Annotated in this window: 15 protein-coding genes and 1 CRISPR repeat array; of the genes, 7 read left to right on the top strand and 8 right to left on the bottom strand. The window is 64.4% G+C overall.

All coding sequences use genetic code 11. From position 1 onward, the window contains the following. Positions 1-41: 41 nt before the first annotated feature. Genes DK842_RS14480 through DK842_RS14470 form a run of 3 tightly spaced genes read right to left on the bottom strand, consistent with a single transcriptional unit; the run spans position 42 to position 2,855 of the window. Positions 42-857, bottom strand: coding sequence for a DUF2861 family protein (locus DK842_RS14480; protein ID WP_114062070.1), 816 nt, complete (start codon positions 855-857; stop codon positions 42-44). Continuing rightward, complete coding sequence (locus DK842_RS14475; protein WP_232538490.1) at positions 854-1,501, bottom strand: response regulator transcription factor; 648 nt, start codon at positions 1,499-1,501, stop codon at positions 854-856. Before DK842_RS14475 ends, DK842_RS14480 begins: the two co-directional genes overlap by 4 nt. Continuing rightward, complete coding sequence (locus DK842_RS14470; protein ID WP_114062068.1) at positions 1,482-2,855, bottom strand: ATP-binding protein; 1,374 nt, start codon at positions 2,853-2,855, stop codon at positions 1,482-1,484. Before DK842_RS14470 ends, DK842_RS14475 begins: the two co-directional genes overlap by 20 nt. 89 nt (positions 2,856-2,944) lie before the next feature. On the opposite strand from DK842_RS14470, the gene earP reads away from it, so the two are divergent. The 6 genes from earP to DK842_RS14440 all read left to right on the top strand — a co-directional run bounded on the left by earP (position 2,945) and on the right by DK842_RS14440 (position 13,659). Further along, positions 2,945-4,090, top strand: coding sequence for an elongation factor P maturation arginine rhamnosyltransferase EarP (gene earP / locus DK842_RS14465; RefSeq protein WP_114062067.1), 1,146 nt, complete (start codon positions 2,945-2,947; stop codon positions 4,088-4,090). 63 nt (positions 4,091-4,153) lie between these two features. Then, a complete protein-coding gene (efp, locus tag DK842_RS14460; RefSeq protein WP_114062066.1) occupies positions 4,154-4,717 on the top strand; it encodes an elongation factor P in 564 nt (187 codons plus the stop codon). 196 nt (positions 4,718-4,913) lie between these two features. Continuing rightward, positions 4,914-9,094: direct repeats of the CRISPR family, unit length 29 nt; unit sequence CGGTTCATCCCCACGTGCGTGGGGAACAC. 309 nt (positions 9,095-9,403) lie between these two features. Then, entirely contained in the window at positions 9,404-10,735 is a 1,332-nt protein-coding gene (locus DK842_RS14455) for a replication-associated recombination protein A (RefSeq protein ID WP_114062065.1), read from the top strand. A gap of 2 nt (positions 10,736-10,737) precedes the next feature. Beyond that, positions 10,738-12,021, top strand: coding sequence for a serine--tRNA ligase (gene serS, locus DK842_RS14450; protein WP_114062064.1), 1,284 nt, complete (start codon positions 10,738-10,740; stop codon positions 12,019-12,021). Positions 12,022-12,344: 323 nt separating this feature from the next. After that, positions 12,345-13,147 (top strand): IS5 family transposase gene (locus tag DK842_RS14445; protein ID WP_114060661.1). Its coding sequence is split into 2 segments (ribosomal slippage): positions 12,345-12,672 and positions 12,672-13,147, totalling 804 coding nucleotides; the frame shifts between segments, so codons are not numbered across the junction. Between the two features lie 14 nt (positions 13,148-13,161). Then, complete coding sequence (locus DK842_RS14440) at positions 13,162-13,659, top strand: hypothetical protein (protein ID WP_145964042.1); 498 nt, start codon at positions 13,162-13,164, stop codon at positions 13,657-13,659. A gap of 9 nt (positions 13,660-13,668) precedes the next feature. Here DK842_RS14440 and DK842_RS14435 read toward each other — a convergent pair whose 3' ends face one another. From DK842_RS14435 to DK842_RS14425, 3 genes are all read right to left on the bottom strand, one after another. After that, on the bottom strand, positions 13,669-16,179 hold the full coding sequence (locus tag DK842_RS14435) for an EAL domain-containing protein (RefSeq protein ID WP_114062062.1): 2,511 nt from the start codon (positions 16,177-16,179) through the stop codon (positions 13,669-13,671). Positions 16,180-16,328: 149 nt separating this feature from the next. Continuing rightward, positions 16,329-17,645 (bottom strand): 30S ribosomal protein S12 methylthiotransferase RimO, encoded by a 1,317-nt coding sequence (rimO, locus tag DK842_RS14430; RefSeq protein WP_114062061.1) that lies wholly within the window; start codon positions 17,643-17,645, stop codon positions 16,329-16,331. Between the two features lie 145 nt (positions 17,646-17,790). Further along, the gene (locus DK842_RS14425) at positions 17,791-18,519 is read right to left on the bottom strand and encodes a class I SAM-dependent methyltransferase (RefSeq protein WP_114062060.1); all 729 of its coding nucleotides are present in this window, start codon (positions 18,517-18,519) and stop codon (positions 17,791-17,793) included. 567 nt (positions 18,520-19,086) lie between these two features. On the opposite strand from DK842_RS14425, the gene speG reads away from it, so the two are divergent. Next, a complete protein-coding gene (gene speG, locus DK842_RS14420; RefSeq protein WP_114062059.1) occupies positions 19,087-19,653 on the top strand; it encodes a spermidine N1-acetyltransferase in 567 nt (188 codons plus the stop codon). Positions 19,654-19,776: 123 nt separating this feature from the next. Here speG and DK842_RS14415 read toward each other — a convergent pair whose 3' ends face one another. Beyond that, positions 19,777-20,862: an RICIN domain-containing protein gene (locus DK842_RS14415; RefSeq protein ID WP_168191918.1), complete on the bottom strand. Its 1,086-nt coding sequence runs from the start codon at positions 20,860-20,862 to the stop codon at positions 19,777-19,779. 148 nt (positions 20,863-21,010) lie between these two features. Then, a complete protein-coding gene (locus tag DK842_RS14410; RefSeq protein ID WP_114062057.1) occupies positions 21,011-22,327 on the bottom strand; it encodes a tetratricopeptide repeat protein in 1,317 nt (438 codons plus the stop codon). Positions 22,328-22,348: the final 21 nt, after the last annotated feature.

The following is a 22,348-nucleotide window of genomic DNA, read 5'->3' as shown; positions in this document are numbered from 1 at the left end:
GCATTGCAACGCGAAAGGAAAAGGCGATTGTCAGAATAATGTCAGAACTGCTCCAACGGCGCGGCGAGTCGGTGGATCTGGCGGATGGCGACCGGGCCGCGGAATTCGGCGCGCAGCATCGACACGCTGGCCCATAGCTTCTTCCCGGCCGGATTGGCCGGCCATCGCAGCGGCTGGCCAAGCTCCCGCCTTTGCCGCCAGGCGAGATCGAAATCCGGCTGCGTCAGCAGCGCTTGCTCCAGCCAGGGCCGGGGGCAGGCGGACGACTGGGCGGGCGGACGCGGCTCCAGCTTGCGGCCGTCGCGGCGCAGCCAGTCCCGCGCCTCCATGCCGGGCAGAGACACATCCTGCCGCCAAATCTCGCCGCCGCTGCGCGCCGTGAGCCGGTACACGCCGGGCGGCAAGGCGGCGGCCTGGTCTCCGCTGTCCAGTTCGAACTGGCGGCCGTCGTAACGCGTCTTGGCGCCGGCAAAGAGCTCCCGTCCGTCCGGCAGCCGCAGCGACCAGCTCAAGTCCCGCCGCGGGCTGACGCCGCTCAGCCGAATGTTGTAGACGCGGCTGAGCGGGATGTCGCGCTGGATCAGGTCCAGTTCCAGATCGCCCAGCCAAGCGGGCGGGGCCGCCGGCGCGTCGCGGCCGCACTGGCCGGACGCCAGTTCGCGCTGCAGCGTGAGCCAGGCCTGGCGCTGCGCGGCGCTGGACAATGCCGCGCCCAGCGCATCCAGCTGACGCCAGGCGCCGGCTCGATCGCCGGAGAGCAGCGCATGGTAAGCCGGCTCCAACGGCGTGGCGGGCAGCAGCGGCGCGGCGGGCGCGGCGGCGGCCCAGAATAGCGCCGCGCAGCGAAGCGCTCTCACGCCGCGCCCTCGCTGAGCCGGTAGCCTACGCCGCGCACGGTTTCTATCCGGATGTCGGGCAGCTTCTGCCGCAGTTGCAGCACATGGGTATCGACAGTGCGGGTGGACGGGAAATGCTGGTAGCCCCACACTTGGTTCAACAGCTCGTCGCGGGTGAACACCCGGCCCGGCATCCGCGCCAACATCGCCAGCAGGTCGAATTCGGTGCGGGTGAGCGCCACCTCGCTGCCGCGCCAGGCGGCCGCCTGCCTCGCCGGGAACAGCTTGAGATCGCCGCAGGCCAGTTGCCCCTCGCCCAGCGGACGCAACTGGGCGCGCACGCGGGCCAGCAACTCCACGTGGGCGAAGGGCTTGGCCAGATAGTCGCGCGCGCCGGCCTCCAGCCCGGCCACCCGGTCGTCCAGCTCCACCCGGGCGGTGAGCACGATCACCGGCAGCGCCTTCAGCGCCAGCCACTGCGGCAGCAGGCGCAGCGAGTCGCCGTCCGGCAGCTGGCGGTCGAGTATCGCCAGCTCGGCCTGCCGCCAGTGGGCGGCCACTTCGCCGCCGTCGCGAAGCCACAGGCAGTCGTAGCCCTGCTGTCGCAGGAACTGGCGCAAGCCCGCGCCCAGCTCGGCGTCGTCTTCAATCAGCAATATCGTCACACGGCAACTCCAGCGCAAATGTGGTCGGCGGCCCTTCCAGCGTCAGCCGCCCGCCCAGCCTTTTCATCACCCGCCGCACGATGGCGAGCCCCAGTCCCATGCCCGCGCCGGCGCCCAATTCGTGCCGCAGCAAGGACAGCCGGTAGCGCGGCAGCGCGCCGCCGTCGCTCACCGCCAGCCGCAGCCTGCCCTTCTTCCAGCTCGCCAGGATGCGGATCGGCGGCCGGCCGTGCTGGCGCGCGTTGCGCAGCAGATTGTCCAGGCACAGGCCCAGCCAATAGGCGGGCAGGTTCAGGTTTCTATCCTGATCCAGACAGTAAGCCGCCCCGTGGCGTTCCGCCACGCTGTCCAGCCATTCGGCCAAGGGCAGCGGCTGCGGCGCTTCCAGCCGGCGGTCCGCGGCCAGGTAGTGGCGGCTGGCGTCGGCCAGCTGACGCAGCCTGAGCACGCCGTCGGCCAGGCGGCCGAAGCCGCTTTGCGCGGCGGGCGGCAGCTGGTCGAAGCCGGCGCGGAAGTCTTCCACCACATTGCCCAGCCCGGCGATGGGGGTGCGCAGCTCGTGGGTCAGCATCTGCAACACGAAACGCCGCTCACGCTCCAGCCGGCGGCGCTGCAGCCAGCCATAGGCCAGCACGCCGGCCGCGGCCAGCAGCGGCAAGCCGGCGGCGAGCCGCCACCACCATGGCGACGGCGGCAACGGCCGCGCGCAAATCCGGCCCAAGGCCTGCGGACAGGCGTCGCCGTCGACCAAGGGGCTGAGCGCCAGCCCGGCCGCCTCCGCCAACGGCCGCCATTGCTCCGGCGCATAACGCCGCCAGAACGCGCCGTCGCGCCGCCACAGCGCATCGTCGTCCAGCAGCCAGCGCTCGCCCGCCAGCAGCGCGGCCAGGTTGTCGTCGCTCAGCTTGCCGATGCCGGCGAAGGCCGCCGGCCGCTCCCGCACGTGCAGATAAGGCTGCAAGGCGGAAGCCGATTCGGGACGGCGCTGCAGGTAATGCCAGGCGTAGCTGCCGCCCAGCGGATGGATGGGATGGGCGGCGAACCACTCCGGCGGCAGCGCCGCCCCGGCGCACAGCGCGCGCTCGAAACGAAGCGCATCGGCCGGCAGCGCCGGCCACGGCGCGCCGCACTGGCCGCGGTGGCGGTACAACGCTTGCAGCTGGGCCAGCGGCAGCCGGCCTAGCGCCGGGTACAGCGAATCCGGCCGCAACAAGGCGGCGTCCAGTTGCTGCAAGGGAGCGACCGCCGTCTCGGCTTGGGCAGAGGCGGCGCGCAACGCGGCTTCCAGCGCGGCGACATCGGCGCGGGCCGGCAGGCAGACGGCAAACAGGAACAGGGCGAAAAGGCGCGGCATGAGCCGATTATAAGGCCCGACGGCTCCGAACCGCAGCGCCGCGCTTCCGTGGTAAGCTGCCGGCGTTCGTCCATTCTTCCGTTTGCCTCATGCCACCTCGCAGCTGGGATATCTTCTGTACCGTCATCGACAACTACGGCGACATCGGCGTCGCCTGGCGCCTGGCGCGCCGGCTGGCCCATGATCATGGCCACGCGGTGCGGCTGTGGGTGGACGACCTGGCCAGCTTCGGCCATATCGCGCCCGGGCTGGACCCGGCGCTGCCGCGGCAAACGCTGGCCGGCATCGACATCCACCGCTGGCCGCCGTCGGGCTTCCCCGCCGGCATCGTCCCGGCCGACGCGGTGATAGAAGCCTTCGGCTGCCGGCTGCCGGACAGCTTCGAGGCGGCGATGGCGGCCCAGGCCGTCAAGCCGGCGTGGATCAATCTGGAGTATCTGTCGGCCGAGGACTGGACCCTCAGCCATCACAAGCTGCCCTCGCCCCACCCCAGGCTGCCGCTGACCAAGCATTTCTTCTTCCCCGGCTTCGACGCCGCCAGCGGCGGGCTGATCTGCGAGGACGGGCTGATGGCCGCTCGCGCCGCCTGGCAAGCTGACGACGCCGCGCAAAACGACTACTGGCTGCGCCGCGGCCTGCCGCCGCGTATCCCGGGCGAGCTGCGCGTCAGCCTGTTCGCCTATCGCAACCCGGCCGCGGCCACGCTGCTGCGCGCCTGGGCCGACGGCCCGCAGCCGGTGCGCTGCCTAGCGCCGGAGGGCAAGGTGCTGCCGGATGTCGCCGGCCTGCTCGGCCGCGCGCTCAAAGCCGGCGACCACGCCCGCCTGGGCAATCTGGACGTTCACGTGCTGCCGCTGAGCGATCAGGACGATTACGACCGCCTGCTGTGGGGCTGCGACCTCAACTGCGTGCGCGGCGAGGACAGCCTGGTGCGCTCGCAATGGGCGGCGCGGCCCATGCTGTGGCACATCTACCCGCAGGACGACGACGCCCACATCGCCAAGCTCGACGCTTTTCTCAACCAGTATTGCGCCGGCCTCCCGGCCGAGATGGCCGCCGCGCTGCAGGCGCTGAACCTGGCCTGGAACCGCGACGGCGACATCGCCGCCGCCTGGCGCGAAGCCGCGCCCTGGCTGCCGGCCTGGCGCGAACATGCGTCAAACTGGCAACAGCGGCTGCTGAAAGACGGCGATCTGGCGACCAGACTGCTGCACTTCATCGCCGAAATCGGCTAGAATACCGCGTTTTGTCGGGAATCTTTCCCGGCTTCAATTCAAGAGTTTGGGAATTAGACAAGCATGAAAACCGCACAAGAACTGCGCGCAGGCAACGTATTCATGGTCGGCAGCGATCCGATGGTCGTGCAAAAGGCTGAATTCAGCAAATCCGGCCGCAACGCCTCCGTCGTCAAGATGAAGATGAAGAACCTGCTGACCGGCGCCGGCAGCGAAACCGTGTACCGCGCAGACGACAAGTTCGACGTAGTCGTGCTGGACCGCAAGGACTGCACCTACTCCTACTTCGCCGACCCGATGTACGTGTTCATGGACGCCGAGTTCAACCAGTACGAAGTGGAAGCCGACAACCTGGGCGACACCCTGAACTACATCGTCGACGGCATGGAAGACGTGTGCCAGGTTACCTTCTACGACGGCAAGGCCATCTCCGTGGAACTGCCGACCACCGTGATCCGCGAAGTGGAATACACCGAACCGGCCGTGCGCGGCGACACCTCGGGCAAAGTGCTGAAGCCGGCCCGCCTGGTGGGCACCACCTTCGAAGTTCAGGTTCCGGCCTTCGTCAACACCGGCGAAAAGATCGAAATCGACACCCGCACCAACGAATTCAAGAAGCGCGCCTAAGCCTTCCATCGTTGTGCCGAAAAAAAGCGCCCCGCGGGGCGCTTTTTTGTTTTACGGATGCGGCGATGCATGGCTAGCAAGAACTGATGGATGGCAGTCCTGATCGCTCGTCAAAATACCCGCTCAGTCCATTGGAAAAGAGTCCCCACGTACGTGGGGAACACCATCCGTTGGCTTGGCTGAGGCAAGAAAGCTGCGGTTCATCCCCACGTGCGTGGGGAACACGATCCAGACGAGCCACTAGAACCGCTGGACAGCGGTTCATCCCCACGTGCGCGGGGAACACGGTGGCAGCTTCATGCAGTCGACGAGATCGACCGGTTCATCCCCACGTGCGTGGGGAACACGTCATCGCATTACCTGTGGCGCGGCGGCCTCGCGGTTCATCCCCACGTGCGTGGGGAACACGTCTGCCAATTCCCCATATGCCTGTCGCGGGTCGGTTCATCCCCACGTGCGTGGGGAACACAGCAGTGATTAATGAAATCATGATTTAAACCCCGGTTCATCCCCACGTGCGTGGGGAACACGCGCGCCGCATCTCCGCCTTACCAAGAAAGGTCGGTTCATCCCCACGTGCGTGGGGAACACCGAAAACACCCTGCCTCGCGCGCATGAATCCCCGGTTCATCCCCACGTGCGTGGGGAACACGAATCAACGGCCAGTGTAATCATTGGGATGCCCGGTTCATCCCCACGTGCGTGGGGAACACCCATGCCCAAAAGCCGCCAGTCGTCATAGAAACGGTTCATCCCCACGTGCGTGGGGAACACTCCAATGCATCGGCACCGGGAAAGCGGTCGCCCGGTTCATCCCCACGTGCGTGGGGAACACCCCACCAGGATGCGTCCGGCTGCCTCCTCCAGCGGTTCATCCCCACGTGCGTGGGGAACACACGCATTCCGGCGCGGCCCACAGATGCACTACCGGTTCATCCCCACGTGCGTGGGGAACACGGCGTTTCTATCGTGTCGGCGTCGTCGGCATCTGGTTCATCCCCACGTGCGTGGGGAACACTTCTCGCAGCTCGTCCATTTCTTCACTCATTTCGGTTCATCCCCACGTGCGTGGGGAACACTTGATGGCGTCCACTCGCGCCATGGCCGCCGCCGGTTCATCCCCACGTGCGTGGGGAACACCTGTTCACGATCTACAAGCCCGCCTGAGCGGGCGGTTCATCCCCACGTGCGTGGGGAACACCTCCAGCGTCACGTTGTCGTCGCCGGTGATGGCGGTTCATCCCCACGTGCGTGGGGAACACGGGTTGGTCAGAAGCCGGCGCAGAACGCGCTGCGGTTCATCCCCACGTGCGTGGGGAACACATGGATGCCCTGCTGGGCAAGCAAAAGGATGGCGGTTCATCCCCACGTGCGTGGGGAACACTCACAGTTGGGAACCGTGCAACCAGCCGGAACCGGTTCATCCCCACGTGCGTGGGGAACACCAGCTGGCCGGCCAGCTCGCGGCTGGCGGCGGCGGTTCATCCCCACGTGCGTGGGGAACACGGAGGCGGCTGCAAAGCAGGCAACACAGGGGACGGTTCATCCCCACGTGCGTGGGGAACACAAATAAAGTTTTGGCAAAAAAGAAATAAGTTCCGGTTCATCCCCACGTGCGTGGGGAACACCTGACGGAAGATGATCCGTACAGCATTATCGACGGTTCATCCCCACGTGCGTGGGGAACACGCTGGCGCTGCCCTTGCTCTGACCCCGGCCGGCGGTTCATCCCCACGTGCGTGGGGAACACCGATGATGGTTATCTGGCTCCGCTAGTTTCACCGGTTCATCCCCACGTGCGTGGGGAACACGTCGGGAACTGGAAATTGATGCAGTCGTGGCTGGGTTCATCCCCACGTGCGTGGGGAACACTCTTTTGCGCCCTCGAATAACGCCGGCTCCACCGGTTCATCCCCACGTGCGTGGGGAACACGCCGGTCTGTGCAAACTGGCCGGCATGGAAAACGGTTCATCCCCACGTGCGTGGGGAACACTAACTGCGGATGACCTGGCGCCGAAAGCGGATCGGTTCATCCCCACGTGCGTGGGGAACACTTGCGGGAGTCGGCCAACCGCGGGTCGAGGAACGGTTCATCCCCACGTGCGTGGGGAACACAACTCGACTATCTCACCCTCATCGCTGATTCCCGGTTCATCCCCACGTGCGTGGGGAACACCCCGCAAAAGCAATCCCTTGGCCCGAATCAGTGCGGTTCATCCCCACGTGCGTGGGGAACACCGACAGCCGCAGAGCTGATCGAAATGGGCAACCGGTTCATCCCCACGTGCGTGGGGAACACGGAAAGTGACGAGCTCAAGCGACACGGATTCACGGTTCATCCCCACGTGCGTGGGGAACACATTGGCGCAGGTGGTCCAATCCCGTCAGCGGCCGGTTCATCCCCACGTGCGTGGGGAACACGCAGCCACCAGCACGCGGCCAGCAGCGCCAACGGTTCATCCCCACGTGCGTGGGGAACACACGGAACTGAACCCACACGATGCAAATTTTGGCGGTTCATCCCCACGTGCGTGGGGAACACTTCCGGTTCTGCGGATTCCTGACTCAGAAATTCGGTTCATCCCCACGTGCGTGGGGAACACAAAGAAACCTATCAAGTTCAAAAGGATCATAGCGGTTCATCCCCACGTGCGTGGGGAACACGGCGAGCGCGGCGAGCAACAGCAGGCGGGCGATAGGTTCATCCCCACGTGCGTGGGGAACACAGCAACGCCGCCTGTGTTGCCGTGTTCAATGCCGGTTCATCCCCACGTGCGTGGGGAACACGTACGCCCGTAAAACGTATACGTTTCAATGGCCGGTTCATCCCCACGTGCGTGGGGAACACGGAATTCTCATGAGTTTTATTCTCAAAAATGGTGGTTCATCCCCACGTGCGTGGGGAACACAATCCCGCGTTGCTGAATCTGACCGCGAGGGACGGTTCATCCCCACGTGCGTGGGGAACACTTTGTTATTTATCTCGATTGCTGTTCCGTATGCGGTTCATCCCCACGTGCGTGGGGAACACAATCCAGATCCAGGCCGGTGCCGGCGCCCACCAGGTTCATCCCCACGTGCGTGGGGAACACGCTGGGCCGGGCCGCCCACCAGATGAAGCAAGCGGTTCATCCCCACGTGCGTGGGGAACACTTCGCCTGGCGCGGTAAGCTGCATGCGGTTGCCGGTTCATCCCCACGTGCGTGGGGAACACATCCTGGGGTCCAACTTGTCGTCATACGAAATCGGTTCATCCCCACGTGCGTGGGGAACACGAGACTGGTGATGCTGTTGGCGAAGCTGCCGGCGGTTCATCCCCACGTGCGTGGGGAACACTCGGACACTGCCTATTTTTTAAGCACGTACACCCGGTTCATCCCCACGTGCGTGGGGAACACTCGGTGTTATAACGAATTGATATAAGGGGTGGCGGTTCATCCCCACGTGCGTGGGGAACACTTCACATTCGAAAACGTGCAGGCATCGTAACGCGGTTCATCCCCACGTGCGTGGGGAACACGTTTCGTCAGGTGGATTTCGTCAATGCCCATCCACGGTTCATCCCCACGTGCGTGGGGAACACAACATCTACTGGCGGTTCCGCCAAACGGACGACGGTTCATCCCCACGTGCGTGGGGAACACGGCATCCATCACCACAAAACCACGCTGTACGACGGTTCATCCCCACGTGCGTGGGGAACACCAGCCGCTTGTCCAGCGCGCGGATCTCCGCGGCGGTTCATCCCCACGTGCGTGGGGAACACGCTCACACTGAAGCGGACCGGAGTCGAACCGGCGGTTCATCCCCACGTGCGTGGGGAACACGGGCGAATGGCGGTGGGCGTGATGTAGTTGTCCGGTTCATCCCCACGTGCGTGGGGAACACCCCCGCCCAGCAGTCCCTGAGTCGGGGTAATTCGGTTCATCCCCACGTGCGTGGGGAACACGCCGCGGTATCTGCGGCCCTCGTAAACGTGGACGGTTCATCCCCACGTGCGTGGGGAACACTATGCATCACGCAGGTATGACAATCGTTCGAACGGTTCATCCCCACGTGCGTGGGGAACACGAATGATGGCGTGTTCTCGCCGGCGCAGTATGCGGTTCATCCCCACGTGCGTGGGGAACACAGGGCCGCGTGCTTTTGCAGGTCGCCGAGGAGCGGTTCATCCCCACGTGCGTGGGGAACACCAGCCGCAGCCGGTTGACCCCACGGTCCAGCACGGTTCATCCCCACGTGCGTGGGGAACACTGGCGGCACAGCAATTCATCCAGCAAAGCCTACGGTTCATCCCCACGTGCGTGGGGAACACTGAGCGCCTGCGTGCGTCATTTGTGGGTGGATCGGTTCATCCCCACGTGCGTGGGGAACACACCATTTTCAAGCTTCTGATTTTTAAAGATAAAAAACCACCCTGAAATTCTACCGATTTTTCCAGCCATAAAACGCCGTTCCAATCAGCACGGCAAGCCAGCCCCTGGCCTTGGAAAATCGTCCTTTGCACAAGGGTCAGATGCCGCTCGCCCCGGTGCCTGAGCGCCGGGCTGTCTCAACAGGGCCAGATGCCACAGCCTACCTTTATTCCATGGACATGCAAGAAAAAAGCGCATGGCTGGCGCTTTTTTCATGCTTGCCTCCAACTGGTATACTGCTTCTTTGCTCCATCCCGCCCAAATCGCGCCATGTCCGATCTTTTTTCCGTCGAGCCGCAAAAACCGCTGGCCGAAGCACTGCGACCGCAGTCGCTAGAACAAGTGATCGGCCAGCAGCATCTGATCGGCCCGGGCAAGCCGCTGAGCCTGGCGGTGGCGTCCGGCAAGCCGCACTCGATGATATTGTGGGGCCCGCCCGGCGTGGGCAAGACCACGCTGGCGCGCATCCTGGCGGCCAGCTTCGACGCTGAGTTCATCCCGATCTCGGCTGTGTTCGCCGGCATCAAGGACATCCGCGAGGCAGTTGAGCGCGCCAACGCCGCGCTGCAGCGCTCCGGCCGGCGCACCATCCTGTTCGTCGACGAGGTCCACCGCTTCAACAAGAGCCAGCAGGACGCCTTCCTGCCTTTTGTCGAATCCGGCCTGCTCACCTTCATCGGCGCCACCACTGAAAATCCGTCGTTCGAGGTCAATTCCGCGCTGCTGTCGCGCGCCCAGGTCTACGTGCTGAACAGCCTGAGCGAGGATGAGCTGAAGCAGCTGTTCGAACGCGCGCAAGCGGAAGGCGCGCTGGACGGGCTGAATTTCGACGACGCGGCCATCTCCACGCTGACCGGCTACGCCGACGGCGACGCCCGCCGCTTCCTGAATTTGCTGGAACAAATCCGCACCGCGGCGCAGACGCGCGGCGCGGCGGAGATCGACCCGGCCTTCCTGGAAGAGGTGCTGACGCTGAACGCGCGGCGGTTCGACAAGGGCGGCGACGCCTTTTACGACCAAATCTCGGCGCTGCACAAGTCGGTGCGCGGCTCCAATCCGGACGCGGCGCTGTACTGGCTGTGCCGGATGCTGGACGGCGGCGCCGACGCGCGCTACTTGGCTCGGCGCATCGTGCGCATGGCCTGGGAAGACATCGGCCTGGCCGATCCGCGCGCGATGCAGATCGCCAACGACGCCGCCGCCACTTACGAGCGACTGGGCAGTCCGGAAGGCGAACTTGCGCTGGGACAAGCGGTGATTTATTTGGCGGTGGCGGCCAAGAGCAATGCCGGATACATGGCGTATAATGAGGCCCGCGCCTTCGTGAAACAGGACAAATCGCGTCCGGTGCCGGTACACTTGAGAAACGCGCCGACCCGCCTGATGAAGGAACTGGGTTACGGCCACGCCTACCGCTACGCGCACGATGAGCCCCACGCCTACGCCGCGGGGGAAACCTACCTCCCGGATGGACTGGAAGACATCGAATGGTACCGTCCGGTGCCGCGCGGGCTGGAAAGCAAGATTCAGGACAAACTGGCCTTTTTGCGTCAGCTGGATGCCGACGCCCAGCAAAATCCCGATAGTGAAAAACAGGAATAACCATGCTCGACATCAATCTACTTCGCAATGACATCGAAGCCGTCGCCGCCCGTCTGGCGGACCGCGGCTACACCCTGGACACCGCCGCTTTCAATCAGCTGGAATCCGAGCGCAAATCCCTGCAATCCCGGATGCAGGAACTGCAAGCCAAGCGCAACGCCACGTCCAAGCAGATCGGCATCGCCAAGAGCAAGGGTGAAGACGTCTCCGCCATCATGGCCGAAGTAGCCACCCTGGGTGACGAGCTGAAAGCCGCCGAGCAAGCCTTCGACGGCGTGCAGGGTAAGCTGGACGCCTGGTTGATGTCCATCCCCAACCTGCCGCACGAATCGGTGCCAGTGGGCAAGGACGAAACCGACAACGTGGAAGTGCGCCGCGTGGGCGTGCCGCGCCAGTTCGACTTCGAAGTGAAAGACCACGTGGACGTGGGCACCCCGCTGGGCCTGGATGCCGAAACCGGCGCCAAGCTGTCCGGCGCGCGCTTCACCGTGCTGAAGGGCGACATCGCCCGCCTGCACCGCGCCATCGCCCAGTTCATGCTGAACACCCACACCGGCAGCCACGGCTACGAAGAGCACTACACCCCGTACATCGTCAACGACACCGCGCTGTACGGCACCAGCCAGTTGCCCAAGTTCGCCGAGGACATGTTCAAGGTGACCCGCGGCGGCGATGAGTCGGCTGCGCCGCAATACCTGATTTCCACCTCGGAAATCTCGCTGACCAATACCGTCGCCGACACCATCCTGCAAGAGAGCGAGCTGCCGAAGAAGATGACCGCGCACTCGCCGTGCTTCCGCTCCGAAGCGGGCAGCTACGGCCGCGACACCCGCGGCTTCATCCGCCAGCACCAGTTCGACAAGGTGGAAATGGTGCGCGTGGAAAAACCGGAAAACTCCTACGCCGCGCTGGAAGAAATGGTAGGCCACGCCGAAAACATCCTGAAGGCGCTGGAGCTGCCCTATCGCGTGATCACGCTGTGCACCGGCGACATGGGTTTCGGCTCGTCCAAGACCTATGACCTGGAAGTGTGGCTGCCGGCGCAGAACACCTACCGCGAAATCTCCAGCTGCTCCAACTGCGAAGCCTTCCAGGCCCGCCGCATGAAGGCGCGCTACAAGGACGAAAGCGGCAAGAACCAGCTGGTGCACACCCTGAACGGCTCCGGCCTGGCAGTGGGCCGCACCCTGGTGGCGGTGCTGGAAAACTATCAGAACGCCGACGGCAGCGTGACCATCCCGACCGTGCTGCGCCCGTTCATGGGCAAGGACAAGATCGGCGGCTGAGCCCCTGGCGGTCTCGCCAGCAAACTGCAATCGACGCCGGCCGCCACGCCGGCGTTTTTCACGCCCTCACTCCAGCCCCTGCCTAAGCACTCCCGCCATTCACGACGCCTGCGCCGTCTCGTTACAGATAAAGCCGTTCCTATCTCACAGCCCGCCCAGCCGGCGGCGGCACCTCCGGACACCCCGGGCGCATCTAGCTTGCGCAACCATCCTCAGGAGAACCGACATGGCCGAAGTTCAATACCTGCTTGGCGCCCCCATCCCTCTTAGAGCCGCTAACAAAACCTCTTGATGCCAGATGCGTATGCCCTCACCTGGCGAAGATGCAACGAAAAGTCATCAGCCAGAAGCTCTGGAAGTCATTGCAGCCGCTACTCTCTCCGCCGCCGCGTTCCCGCCGGGGTGGGAGGCCGCGGCTGGATGATTTTGCTGCCCTCAACGGCATCTTGTTTGTTCTCACTACCGGCATTCCTTGGGAGGACCTCCCGCAGGAACTCGGTTTTGGCAGCGGGATGACCTGCTGGCGAAGGCTGCGGGATTGGCAAGCGCAAGGCATTTGGGACCGCCTACACCTGGCTCTGCTGATACAACTGCGCCAACACGATCAAATTGATTGGAGCCGGGCCAGCATTGATGGGGCTAGCGTTGCCAGCCCCCGGGGGGCCAAGAGACCGGCCCCAACCCCACCGATCGAGGTAAATGCGGCAGCAAACGGCACATCATCGTAGATCGCCGAGGTTTGCCATTGGCGCTGAGCATTACCGGCGCCAATCGGCACGACTCCATGGTCTTCGAAACTTTGGTCGATGCGATTCCTGCCGTTCCTGGCTTGCCAGGACGGCCCAGACAAAAGCCTTACAAGCTGCATGCTGACAAAGGCTATGACTACCGCCGTTGTCGTGCACACCTGAGCCGACGCGGAATCTTGGTGCGAATTGCTCGGCGCGGGGTGGAAAGCAGCGAGAGACTAGGTCGCCACCGCTGGGTGGTAGAACGTACCCATTCTTGGCTAGCTGGCTTCGGCAAGTTGCGCATCCGCTTCGAACGGCGGCTGGATACGCATTACGCCTTGCTCAAGCTGGCTTTCTCATTGATATGTCTGCGATTTGTCGACAGGTTTTGTTAGCGGGTCTTAACCAGATGTTGCCCAATCGGGCCGGCGTTCCCACCGCGTTGCCCGCCGCCATCGTCGCGCAGGCCGGACTCTACCTCATACTCAACCAGAATAATCGCCAGGAAAATCGCTACATGGGCGTAACCGACAACTTCCGCAACCGCTTCGGCATCCGGCAGGGCTCATGCTTCGAACTAGGCTTTGCGCCGCAAGTGCTGAACGGCGTCTATGCCTTTCTGGGCACTATGCGCTACCGGAACAACGGCGCGGCAGGCTGGCAAAATCCCGCCGGCTATGCCGACGCCAACCTGACGATCAGCCTGGATGGCCAGGACTACGACTTAGAGCACTTGTTCATCAAGGCCGCCCAGCATGGCTGGCCGCATGGCACCATCACCAATACACGGAAAACCGGCGCGCTGGCCAATGCCGGCGGCTTCCCCATCAATGTGACGATCAGCTGGAACGGCATCGCCCCCAATCAGGTTCTCGTGCCGATCGCGGCCGGCGCGCAGCTGGCGTGAAAACACCGCTCAGCCTTCCTGCCGCGGCACCGCCCGCTCAACCAGCAGCGCCTCGAACTGGCCCGCCGGCAGCGGCTTGCTGAACAGATAGCCCTGGGCGCAGTCGCAGCCCTGCTCCAGCAGAAAGCGGCGCTGCGCCTCTTGCTCCACCCCCTCCGCCACCACATCCAGACCCAGGCTGCGGGCGATGGAGATGATGGCGCGGGCGATGGCGGCGTCGTCGCCGCCGGCGTGCAGATCGTCTATGAAGGAGCGGTCTATCTTCAACCCGCGCACCGGCAGGCGCTTCAAATACGACAATGATGAATAGCCGGTGCCGAAATCGTCGATGGACAGATACACGCCCAGCTTCTGCAAGCGGAACAGCGTGTCCACCATGCCGCCGGCATCGTCCATCACCACGCTCTCGGTGATTTCCAGCTCCAGCGCGCCGCTATCCAGGCCGTGCCGCGCCAGCGCGTGCTCCAGCTCGGCGACGAAATCGCCATGCTTGAGCTGGCGGCCGGACACGTTCACCGCCAGCCGGCCCGGCGCCAGCCCGGCGTCGCGCCAGCGGCGGGCGTCGGCGCAGGCGGTTTCCAGCACCCAGGCGCCGATCTGGGCAATCAGCGCGCTCTCCTCCGCAATGGGGATGAAGCGGTCCGGCGGCACCAGGCCCATTTCCGGATGCCGCCAGCGCAGCAGCGCCTCCGCGCCGATCAGCGCCCCGCTGTCCAGCGCCACCTTGGGCTGATACCACAACTCCAGTTCCTGCTGGGCCAGCGCGCGGTGCAGGCTGTACTCCAGCCGCAGCCGCTCCAGCGCGCGCGCGTTCATGTCCGGGGTATAGAACTGGAAGCCGTTCTTGCCGCCTTCCTTGGCGCGGTACATCGCGGTGTCGGCATGCACCAGCAAGGTATCGGCGTCGCGGCCGTCCAGCGGGAACATGCTGATGCCTATGCTGGCGGAGATGAACATCTGCTGGCCGGCCGCGCCGGACAGCTCGGTCACCGCATCCAGCATCGCCTGCGCCCGCGCCGCCACCTGGGCCTCGCCGCCCACATCCTCCAGCAGCAGCGTGAATTCGTCGCCCCCCAGCCGCGCCACCGTTTCGCCCGGCAACAGGCAGGACTGCAACTGGCGCGCGATGTGGATCAACAGCTGGTCGCCGGCGTAATGGCCCAGCGTGTCGTTGACCAGCTTGAAGCGGTCCAGATCGATGAACAGCAGCGCCAGCCGCTGGCCGCCCCGCTCCGCCCGCTCCGCCGCGCCTTGCAGCTTCTCCAGAAACAGCGTGCGGTTGGGCAGGCTGGTCAGCGCGTCGTGGTTGGCCAGAAAATGCAGCCTTTCCTCGGCCTGCTTGCGCTGGGTGATGTCGGAGAACACCGCCACGTAATGCAGGCAATCGCCCGCCGCGTCCCGTATCGCGGTGATGCTCAAGTGCTCGGTGTACAGCAAGCCGCCCTTGCGGCGGTTCACCACCTCCCCCTGCCAACGGCCGTCGCGCAGCAGGCTGCGCCACAGCTGCTGGTAGAACTCGGGTTGCTGCTTGCCGGATTTCAGCAACGCCGGCGTCTTGCCCAGCGCTTCCTCCCGGCTGTAGCCGGTGATGCGGGCGAAGGCCGGATTCACCGACTGGATCACGCCGTCGCGGTCGGTGATGATGATGCCTTCCATCGTAGACTCGAATACCTTGTCCGCCAGCAGCAGGCTGTGCCGGGACTGCTGCAGCGCCTGGTCGCGCAGGCGCAGCGCCTCGTTCAACTCATGCAGGTATTCGTGCTCGATGCCCTGCACGATGTCGTCGAAGCCCAGCAGCCTGAGCAAGCCGCCATCGTCGCCGAACACCGCCAGATGACGGATATTGTGCTGTTGCAGCAGGCGGCGCGCCTGCAACAGGCTGGAGAATTCAGGCACGCCGATCAAGGGCCGGCGGCAGCCTTCGCCCAGCGTGGCCGGCAGTTGGTCCGCCGCCAGCCAGCGCAACACGTCACGCTGGGTGACGATGCCATGCCCGCCTTCATCCAGCGCCACCGCCAGCGCCGACAAGCCGCGCTCGCGCATCTGCGCCATCGCCTCCCGCGGATCGGCCGACTCCGGCAGGGCCAGCGCGGGCGGCCCCGGCAAATCGCGAATGCGCTTGACGATCAGAAAGGATTCCAGTCCCTGGTTGCGGACGATGTCGGTCAGCGTGACGATGCCCAGCGGCTGGCCATGTTTCCACACCAGCGCGTGGCGCAACTGGCGGTTGCGGAAAGCCTCCACCGCGTCCGGCAGGGTCATGTCGTGCGGCAGGCTGGCCAACTGGGCGCTGATCGCCTGACCTACCGGCAGCTCAGGATCGCGCCGGCCCAGCGAGGCCTTCAGCGCATCGCTTTCGGTCCACAAACCCAGCACATGCCCCAGTTCGTCCCTCACCACGATGGAGCTGCAGGCGGCCGCCATCATCCGGCTGGCGGCTTCGCGTATGGGCAGGGACGGCGGGCAGCACAGCAGATCGCAGGATGCGATGTCCGCCAGGGTCTGGATCGGATAGGACATTGACAAACATGGCCTCGTCATAAGCTGACGGCCATTATACCGTTAACCCTCTTGTCACAAGGGACGGAATATCAAAAATATGCCGGCTTGGAAACAAAAACGGCGCCGGGTCGAAACCCCGCGCCGTTTTCAGGCTCCGCGGCCGCGCGTCAGCGGCGTTCGCCCCACAGGTCGTGCTCGCTGCAGTCGACGATCTCCACTTGGTAGAACTCGCCCGGCTGCATGCCGGCGGCGTCCTCGACGAACACCAGGCCGTCGATTTCCGGCGCGTCGGCATAACTGCGGCACACGGCCGTGCCTTCGTCGTCGATCTCGTCCACCAGCACTTGCAGGGTCTGGCCGACCCGGCGCTCCAGCCGGCGCGCGCTGATTTCGGCCTGCACGGCCATGAAGCGCTCCTTGCGGGCTTCCTTCACCTCTTCCGGCACCGGATTGGGAAGCTCGTTGGCCGTGGCGCCTTCCACCGGGGAGTAAGTGAAGCAGCCGACGCGGTCCAGCTCGGCCTCGCGGATGAAGGCCAGCAACTCTTCGAAGTCCTCCTCGGTTTCGCCGGGGAAGCCGACGATGAAGGTGGAGCGGATCACCAGCGCCGGACAGATTTCGCGCCACTTCTTGATGCGCGCCAGCACGTTGTCGCTATTGGCCGGGCGCTTCATCAGCTTCAGCACCTTCTGGCTGGCGTGCTGGAACGGGATGTCCAGGTAGGGCAGGATCTTGCCGTCGCGCATCAGCGGAATGACTTCATCCACGTGCGGGTACGGGTAGACGTAATGCAGGCGCACCCAGATGCCGTGGCGGCCCAGCTCCTCGCACAGCTCGGTCATGCGGGTCTTCACCGGGCGGCCGTTGTGGAAGCCCATTTTGTACTTGGTGTCCACGCCGTAGGCCGAGGTGTCTTGCGAGATCACCAGGATTTCCTTGACGCCGGCCTTGGCCAGGCTCTCGGCCTCGCGCAGCACGTCGTGGATGGGGCGGCTTTCGAGATCGCCGCGCATGGACGGGATGATGCAGAAGGTGCAGCGGTGGTTGCAGCCCTCGGAAATCTTCAGATAAGCGTAGTGCTTGGGCGTCAGACGCACGCCGATGTCCGGCACCAGGTCGACGAAGGGGTCATGCGGCTTGGGCAGGTGGGTATGCACCGCTGTCATCACTTCTTCCGTGGCGTGCGGGCCGGTCACGGCCAAGACCGACGGATGCACATCGCGCACCACATCGCCCTTGGCCCCCAGACAGCCGGTGACGATCACTTTGCCGTTTTCGTTCAGCGCTTCGCCGATGGCGTCCAGCGACTCCTCGACAGCGGAATCGATGAAGCCGCAGGTGTTCACCACCACCAAATCCGCCCCGTCGTAGGACGGCGCGATTTCATAGCCTTCGGCGCGAAGGCGGGTCAGGATCTGCTCGGAATCGCTGGCGGCCTTGGGGCAGCCCAGCGAAACGAACCCTACGCGAGGGGTCTTGTTCATGGTCGAAATCTTAGGCGTGAAAACAAAATCGCGCGATTATACAACGGTTTGCCTCGCGATACTCATCTGGCTTAACCCTGCGGCCCGCGCGAGCAAAAGCGGTGTAGAAAAAGACGTGGCGGATCCCGCCGCCACGTCCTCCCGCTTATTTTTGCGCAGAAACCAGCACCAGCATCGGACGCTCGGCTTCCTCCGCCAATGCCGGCTGCGCGGCGATCTGTTCGGCGCTCGGCCCCCATTCGTCGACATGCCGCAACGCAAAGCCGGCAGCCATCAAGGCATTGAGCGTGGCGCCCAGCGTGCGGTGGTATTTGACCACGCCGTCCGCCAGCCAGTTGCTGACGCGCCGGCCCTCCGCCTGGTAGCCGTTGACCGCCCAGGAACGGCGCCCCTCGCTGTCGCTCACCCATTGTTGAACGCTTGGGCAGGTGTGGATGGGATGCTCCATCGAAAACACCAGCCAGCCACCTGGCTTCAGGGCGCGATGCGCGGCGGAGAACAGCGGAGCGAGGTCCGGCAGGTAGTGCAAGGTCAGCGAGCTGTAAATCAGATCCAAACTTTGCGCCGGCAAGTCCAACCGCTCCAGATCGCCCTGGCGGTAAATAATCCTGTCGTCCGAGGTCAGCTCGCGGGCGCGGGCCAGCATCTTCTCCGACAGTTCGATCCCCAGCACCTCGCCGGCGCCGGCTTCGCGGGCGTAACGGCAGAACCAGCCGTAGCCGCAGCCCAGGTCGGCCACGCGTTTGCCGCTCAGCTCCGGCAGCATGGCGCGCAGCGCCGGCCACTCCGGCGCGCCGTCCAGCCCGAACTGGGAGCGCGACAGTTGCGCGTAGCCATCGAAAAATCCCGGATCGTCGTAAATGTTCTGGGACATGGATGCATCCTTTCTGAAACTCAATTCAAGTTAGCGCCGATTCGAGCCGCCATACAAACGCGCGGCCCAGCATGGCCTTCTCAAGCTTTGCCTTTTTCGAATCGGAAATGAAAAAAGCGAGCCGGTTTGACCCGGCTCGCTTGGAGAGACGCCATCTTCAGCGAAGACGGCGAAAACGATCAGGGCCGCGGATGAGTCATCATCCGCGGCCCTGGCATATTGATCGCCACGCCGCGGCGCAGCCTCCCTTCGCGGGAAGCCGGCTGTCTGCGTGGCGATGAATGAGAGCGGAAGCTCAAGCTTCCGTATCAGGCTCCGAACAATGCTTCATCGCTAGCGATTGCGCGGAGCGCGCTCGGGTCACTCTCTGATCCGAGGCGTAAAGGGCGGTCATGGCGTGCCTATATATTAGTGAATTGCCAAATACGAAACTTATATTAAGAAACATAAACTTGTCAAACCTTCAACCCAACCGGCCGCGAACCCGCCATGCCAGAACTCGCGCGCGGCGCGGCTGTCAGACCCGGTCTTCGCATGCCGCCTTCACACTCATCACAGGAAACACTCATGTCGACTCAAGCCGCCACTCTCAAGCTCCGACCGCTGGAGCGGGACGATCTGGCCTTCGTCCACGAGATGAACAACAACGCCAACATCATGCGCTACTGGTTCGAGGAACCGTACGAGGCCTTTGTCGAGCTGGTAGACCTGTACGACAAGCACATCCACGATCAGAACGAGCGCCGCTTCGTGATCGAAGACGGCGCGCGCAAGGCCGGGCTGGTCGAACTGGTGGAGATTGATTACATCCACCGCCGCGCCGAATTCCAGATCATCATCCACCCGGAATGCCAAGGTCGCGGCTACGCCAGCCAGGCGACCCGACTGGCGATGCGCTACGCCTTCGCCGTGCTCAACCTGTACAAGCTGTACCTGATCGTCGACAAGGAGAACGCCAAGGCGATACACGTTTATCAGAAGCTGGGTTTCCGCCCGGAGGGCGAGCTGATAGACGAATTCTTCGTCAACGGCCGTTACCGCAGCGCGCTGCGGATGTGCTTGTTCCAGCCTGAATTCCTGAACGGGTCCGCGCGGGGCCAAGAGCCGCTAACAAAACCCTCGCAAAGCACCTGAGCCAAGGCGCGCCGATGCAGGCAGCGCAAGGAGTACGACAAGGAGGCGCGACGCTGGGTCCGTTTTTCTGTTAGCGGGTCGAATGAATCCGGCCAGCCACGGCCGGATTCGCTCTGGGCGCGGTCAAGGCGTCGGCAGGCTCCAGTTCTGATTCGCCGCGCCGCTGCACTGCAGCAAGCTGACCGGCTGGCCGGAACGGTTGGCGCTCAGGCAAAGATTGCTGCTCGCGCTGCGTATCTGGCTGCCGCTGCGCTTCCAGGCCGACTTGCCGCTGCAACTGCGGATGTCCACGCCGCTGCCGTTTTCCTCCAGGCAATAATTGTCCTTGAGCTGCAGCGAGCCGTCAGCCGCGTGCACCCAGGCCTGGTTGCCGCCGCCGTGGCAGCCGTAGGTGATCGCCGCCGCGCCGTCCCGCGCGCCGCCGCTGGCATCCAGACACTGGCCGCCATTGGCGATGAGCCCGCGGGTGCTGTTGCCGATGCCGTTCTCCTGCTCGCTGCTCTGGCTATAGGCAGTGACCTTGGAAAAAGCCGGGCAGGCATTGCTGACCGAGGTGCCGCTGATGCTGGCCGGAGCCAGCCTTCCCGCCACCCAGCCCGACGGCGCGCTGAAAGTGGCCTTGCTGTACGGCTGGCCCAGGCACGTGGCGCGCTCGCTGTTCCATTCGAAGTATTCGGCCCAGTTGACCATATTGTGCGGCGAAATCTTGCTGGCCGCGGTCTTGATGCTGCCCAGCTTGAACGAACTGCCGCTGGTCTGATCGGTGACGGTCACGCCCAGCCAGCCGCCGGCCTCGTAGGCGACATGGAAGCGGTAGCTGTGGCCCTGCGTCCAATCCACATGGATGCGGCAGCTGCGGCCGGTGCCTTCGCCTGAGAAGGTGGTGCAGTAGCTGCCGGGGCTGCCTGCCTTGGCATCGGTGGTGTCCCAGGCGGAAAACAGGAAGGTGCGCTTGCCGCCGCCATTGCTCTGCATGCCGGTATAGGCGCCGGAGGTGCCCACCAGGTCGAACTGATTGGCCCAGTAGACATTGGCGGCGTATCCCGGATCGCGGTTCACGGTGATGGTGAAATCGACGGCGTCCATGCCGGCGGAAGCGACGGCGGGAAAGCGGTAATGGGTGTAGGTGCCGGGCGTTTTGCCGAACGCATGCGCCAGCGGGGACAAGGAAAGCAGCAACGGCAAGAGAAGCGTGGCTTTGGCTATCATCGCGGTCATCCTTAGCGAGATTGACGAGAAACACGCGCCTGCGATGCCAACCGCTAGCGCGTGGCGATAGCCATATGAATATCCAAATTAGAGCATTTGATCAATGCGTATTAATTACAAATAAAAGGCTTATTGATTTTTATTTGATTTAAAATTGATCAAAATTCGCCTTGCCAAGCCTGCGCGCGCAGATAAACTCCCCCGCTACCGGGCAGCCCGCCTCATCGCGCACCGGCATGGCAGTCCGCTCCAGCACGCGCCACCCCTCGCTCAGCAGACGGTCCAGATAGCTTGGCGCATGCCGGTAGCGACCACTGTGGTGCAAGGCATAATCGACACCCCCGTCAATCAGGCTTTCCACGCAAAACAACAGCAGGCCGCCCGCTTCCGTCCGCCGCGCCAGCCAATCGAAGACATTGTCCAGGTCGCCCAGGTAAGGCAAGGTATCCAGGCAGGCGATCAATTGCCAGCTCATCTTCGCCGACCGCAGAAAGGCGCGCAGCTCTGCCTGCGCCAAGCTGTCGTATATCCCCTTGGCCTGCGCCTGCGCCAGCATGCCAGCGCTCAGGTCCACGCCATCCAGCCGAAGGGCATAAGGCAGCAGACGCTCGCCGGCCAGGCCGGTGCCGCAGCCCAGATCCAGCGCGGACAGCGATTTCGGCGCCGGCGCCTGTCGGAGCAGGCAGTCGGCCAGCCACTGCGGGCCGCTATAGCGCAAGCGGGCCAGATCGTCATCAAAGCTTCGCGACGCCGCATCGAAGGCGCTGCCCACGTACATCTCCGCGCAGGCCTTCGGCGCCTCCGCGCCGCCGAAGGCCGCCAACAGATGGCTTGCCACCGGATGATCCGGCTGCCGCCGCAGCCAGTCTTCCGCCATCGCTCTGGCCTCCTCCATCCTTCCCAACTCGCACAGCGCCTGCGCCTGCGCGATCGGCGGCATCTTGCCGGGCGGCTCCGCCAGCACGCCCTGCGCATTGCAGCGCCTGGCCTCGTCATGGCGGCCCTGCTGGAGCAGCGCCTGCGTCAACAGATAAAAGGCATCCGGGCAATCAGGGTCCAGCCGGGCTGCTTGGCGCAAGGCTGGCTCGGCATCGCTGCCGCGCGCCAGGCGCAACAGCTGCGCGCCCAGATTGGTCCAATAGAAATAGCGTGACGGGTCTAGCTCGGTTGCCCGCCGCAAGGCGGCCGCGGCGGCTTCCGCCTGTCCCTGCCTCGCGCAGGCCAAACCCAGATTGAAATGCCACTCGGCATGGCCGTCTTCGGCGGCCACCGCCTGCTCAAGCAGCGGCAGCGCTTCGTCCAGCCTATCCCGCTGCGAAAGCAGAAAGCCCAGCCAATGCCGCGCCGCCGCGCCCAACGCCGGATCGTCCAGCAAGGCGCGGTAGGCCCGCTCCGCCGCGTCCGCCTCTCCGGCCAGATGCATCCGCAGCGCGCGGCGCAGCCTCTCCTCGTCACTCGCGGCCATATCGCTCCCTGCTGACAAAGA

It is taken from the genome of Chromobacterium phragmitis, from assembly GCF_003325475.1.
Classification (GTDB): Bacteria; Pseudomonadota; Gammaproteobacteria; order Burkholderiales; family Chromobacteriaceae; genus Chromobacterium; species Chromobacterium phragmitis.
The sequence above is the reverse complement of the archived record's forward strand: the minus strand, read 5'-3'. Positions and strand labels throughout refer to the sequence as shown.

Bases quoted from the DNA above. Each gene is read 5' to 3' on its own strand.
- rimO (WP_114062061.1), bottom strand. From the start codon at position 17,645: ATGAACAAGACCCCTCGCGTAGGGTTCGTTTCGCTGGGCTGCCCCAAG.
- DK842_RS14415 (WP_168191918.1), bottom strand. From the start codon at position 20,862: ATGATAGCCAAAGCCACGCTTCTCTTGCCGTTGCTGCTTTCCTTGTCC.
- speG (WP_114062059.1), top strand. From the start codon at position 19,087: ATGTCGACTCAAGCCGCCACTCTCAAGCTCCGACCGCTGGAGCGGGAC.
- DK842_RS14435 (WP_114062062.1), bottom strand. From the start codon at position 16,179: ATGTCCTATCCGATCCAGACCCTGGCGGACATCGCATCCTGCGATCTG.
- DK842_RS14410 (WP_114062057.1), bottom strand. From the start codon at position 22,327: ATGGCCGCGAGTGACGAGGAGAGGCTGCGCCGCGCGCTGCGGATGCAT.
- DK842_RS14425 (WP_114062060.1), bottom strand. From the start codon at position 18,519: ATGTCCCAGAACATTTACGACGATCCGGGATTTTTCGATGGCTACGCG.
- DK842_RS14440 (WP_145964042.1), top strand. From the start codon at position 13,162: ATGTTGCCCAATCGGGCCGGCGTTCCCACCGCGTTGCCCGCCGCCATC.
- DK842_RS14455 (WP_114062065.1), top strand. From the start codon at position 9,404: ATGTCCGATCTTTTTTCCGTCGAGCCGCAAAAACCGCTGGCCGAAGCA.
- efp (WP_114062066.1), top strand. From the start codon at position 4,154: ATGAAAACCGCACAAGAACTGCGCGCAGGCAACGTATTCATGGTCGGC.
- DK842_RS14470 (WP_114062068.1), bottom strand. From the start codon at position 2,855: ATGCCGCGCCTTTTCGCCCTGTTCCTGTTTGCCGTCTGCCTGCCGGCC.
- earP (WP_114062067.1), top strand. From the start codon at position 2,945: ATGCCACCTCGCAGCTGGGATATCTTCTGTACCGTCATCGACAACTAC.
- serS (WP_114062064.1), top strand. From the start codon at position 10,738: ATGCTCGACATCAATCTACTTCGCAATGACATCGAAGCCGTCGCCGCC.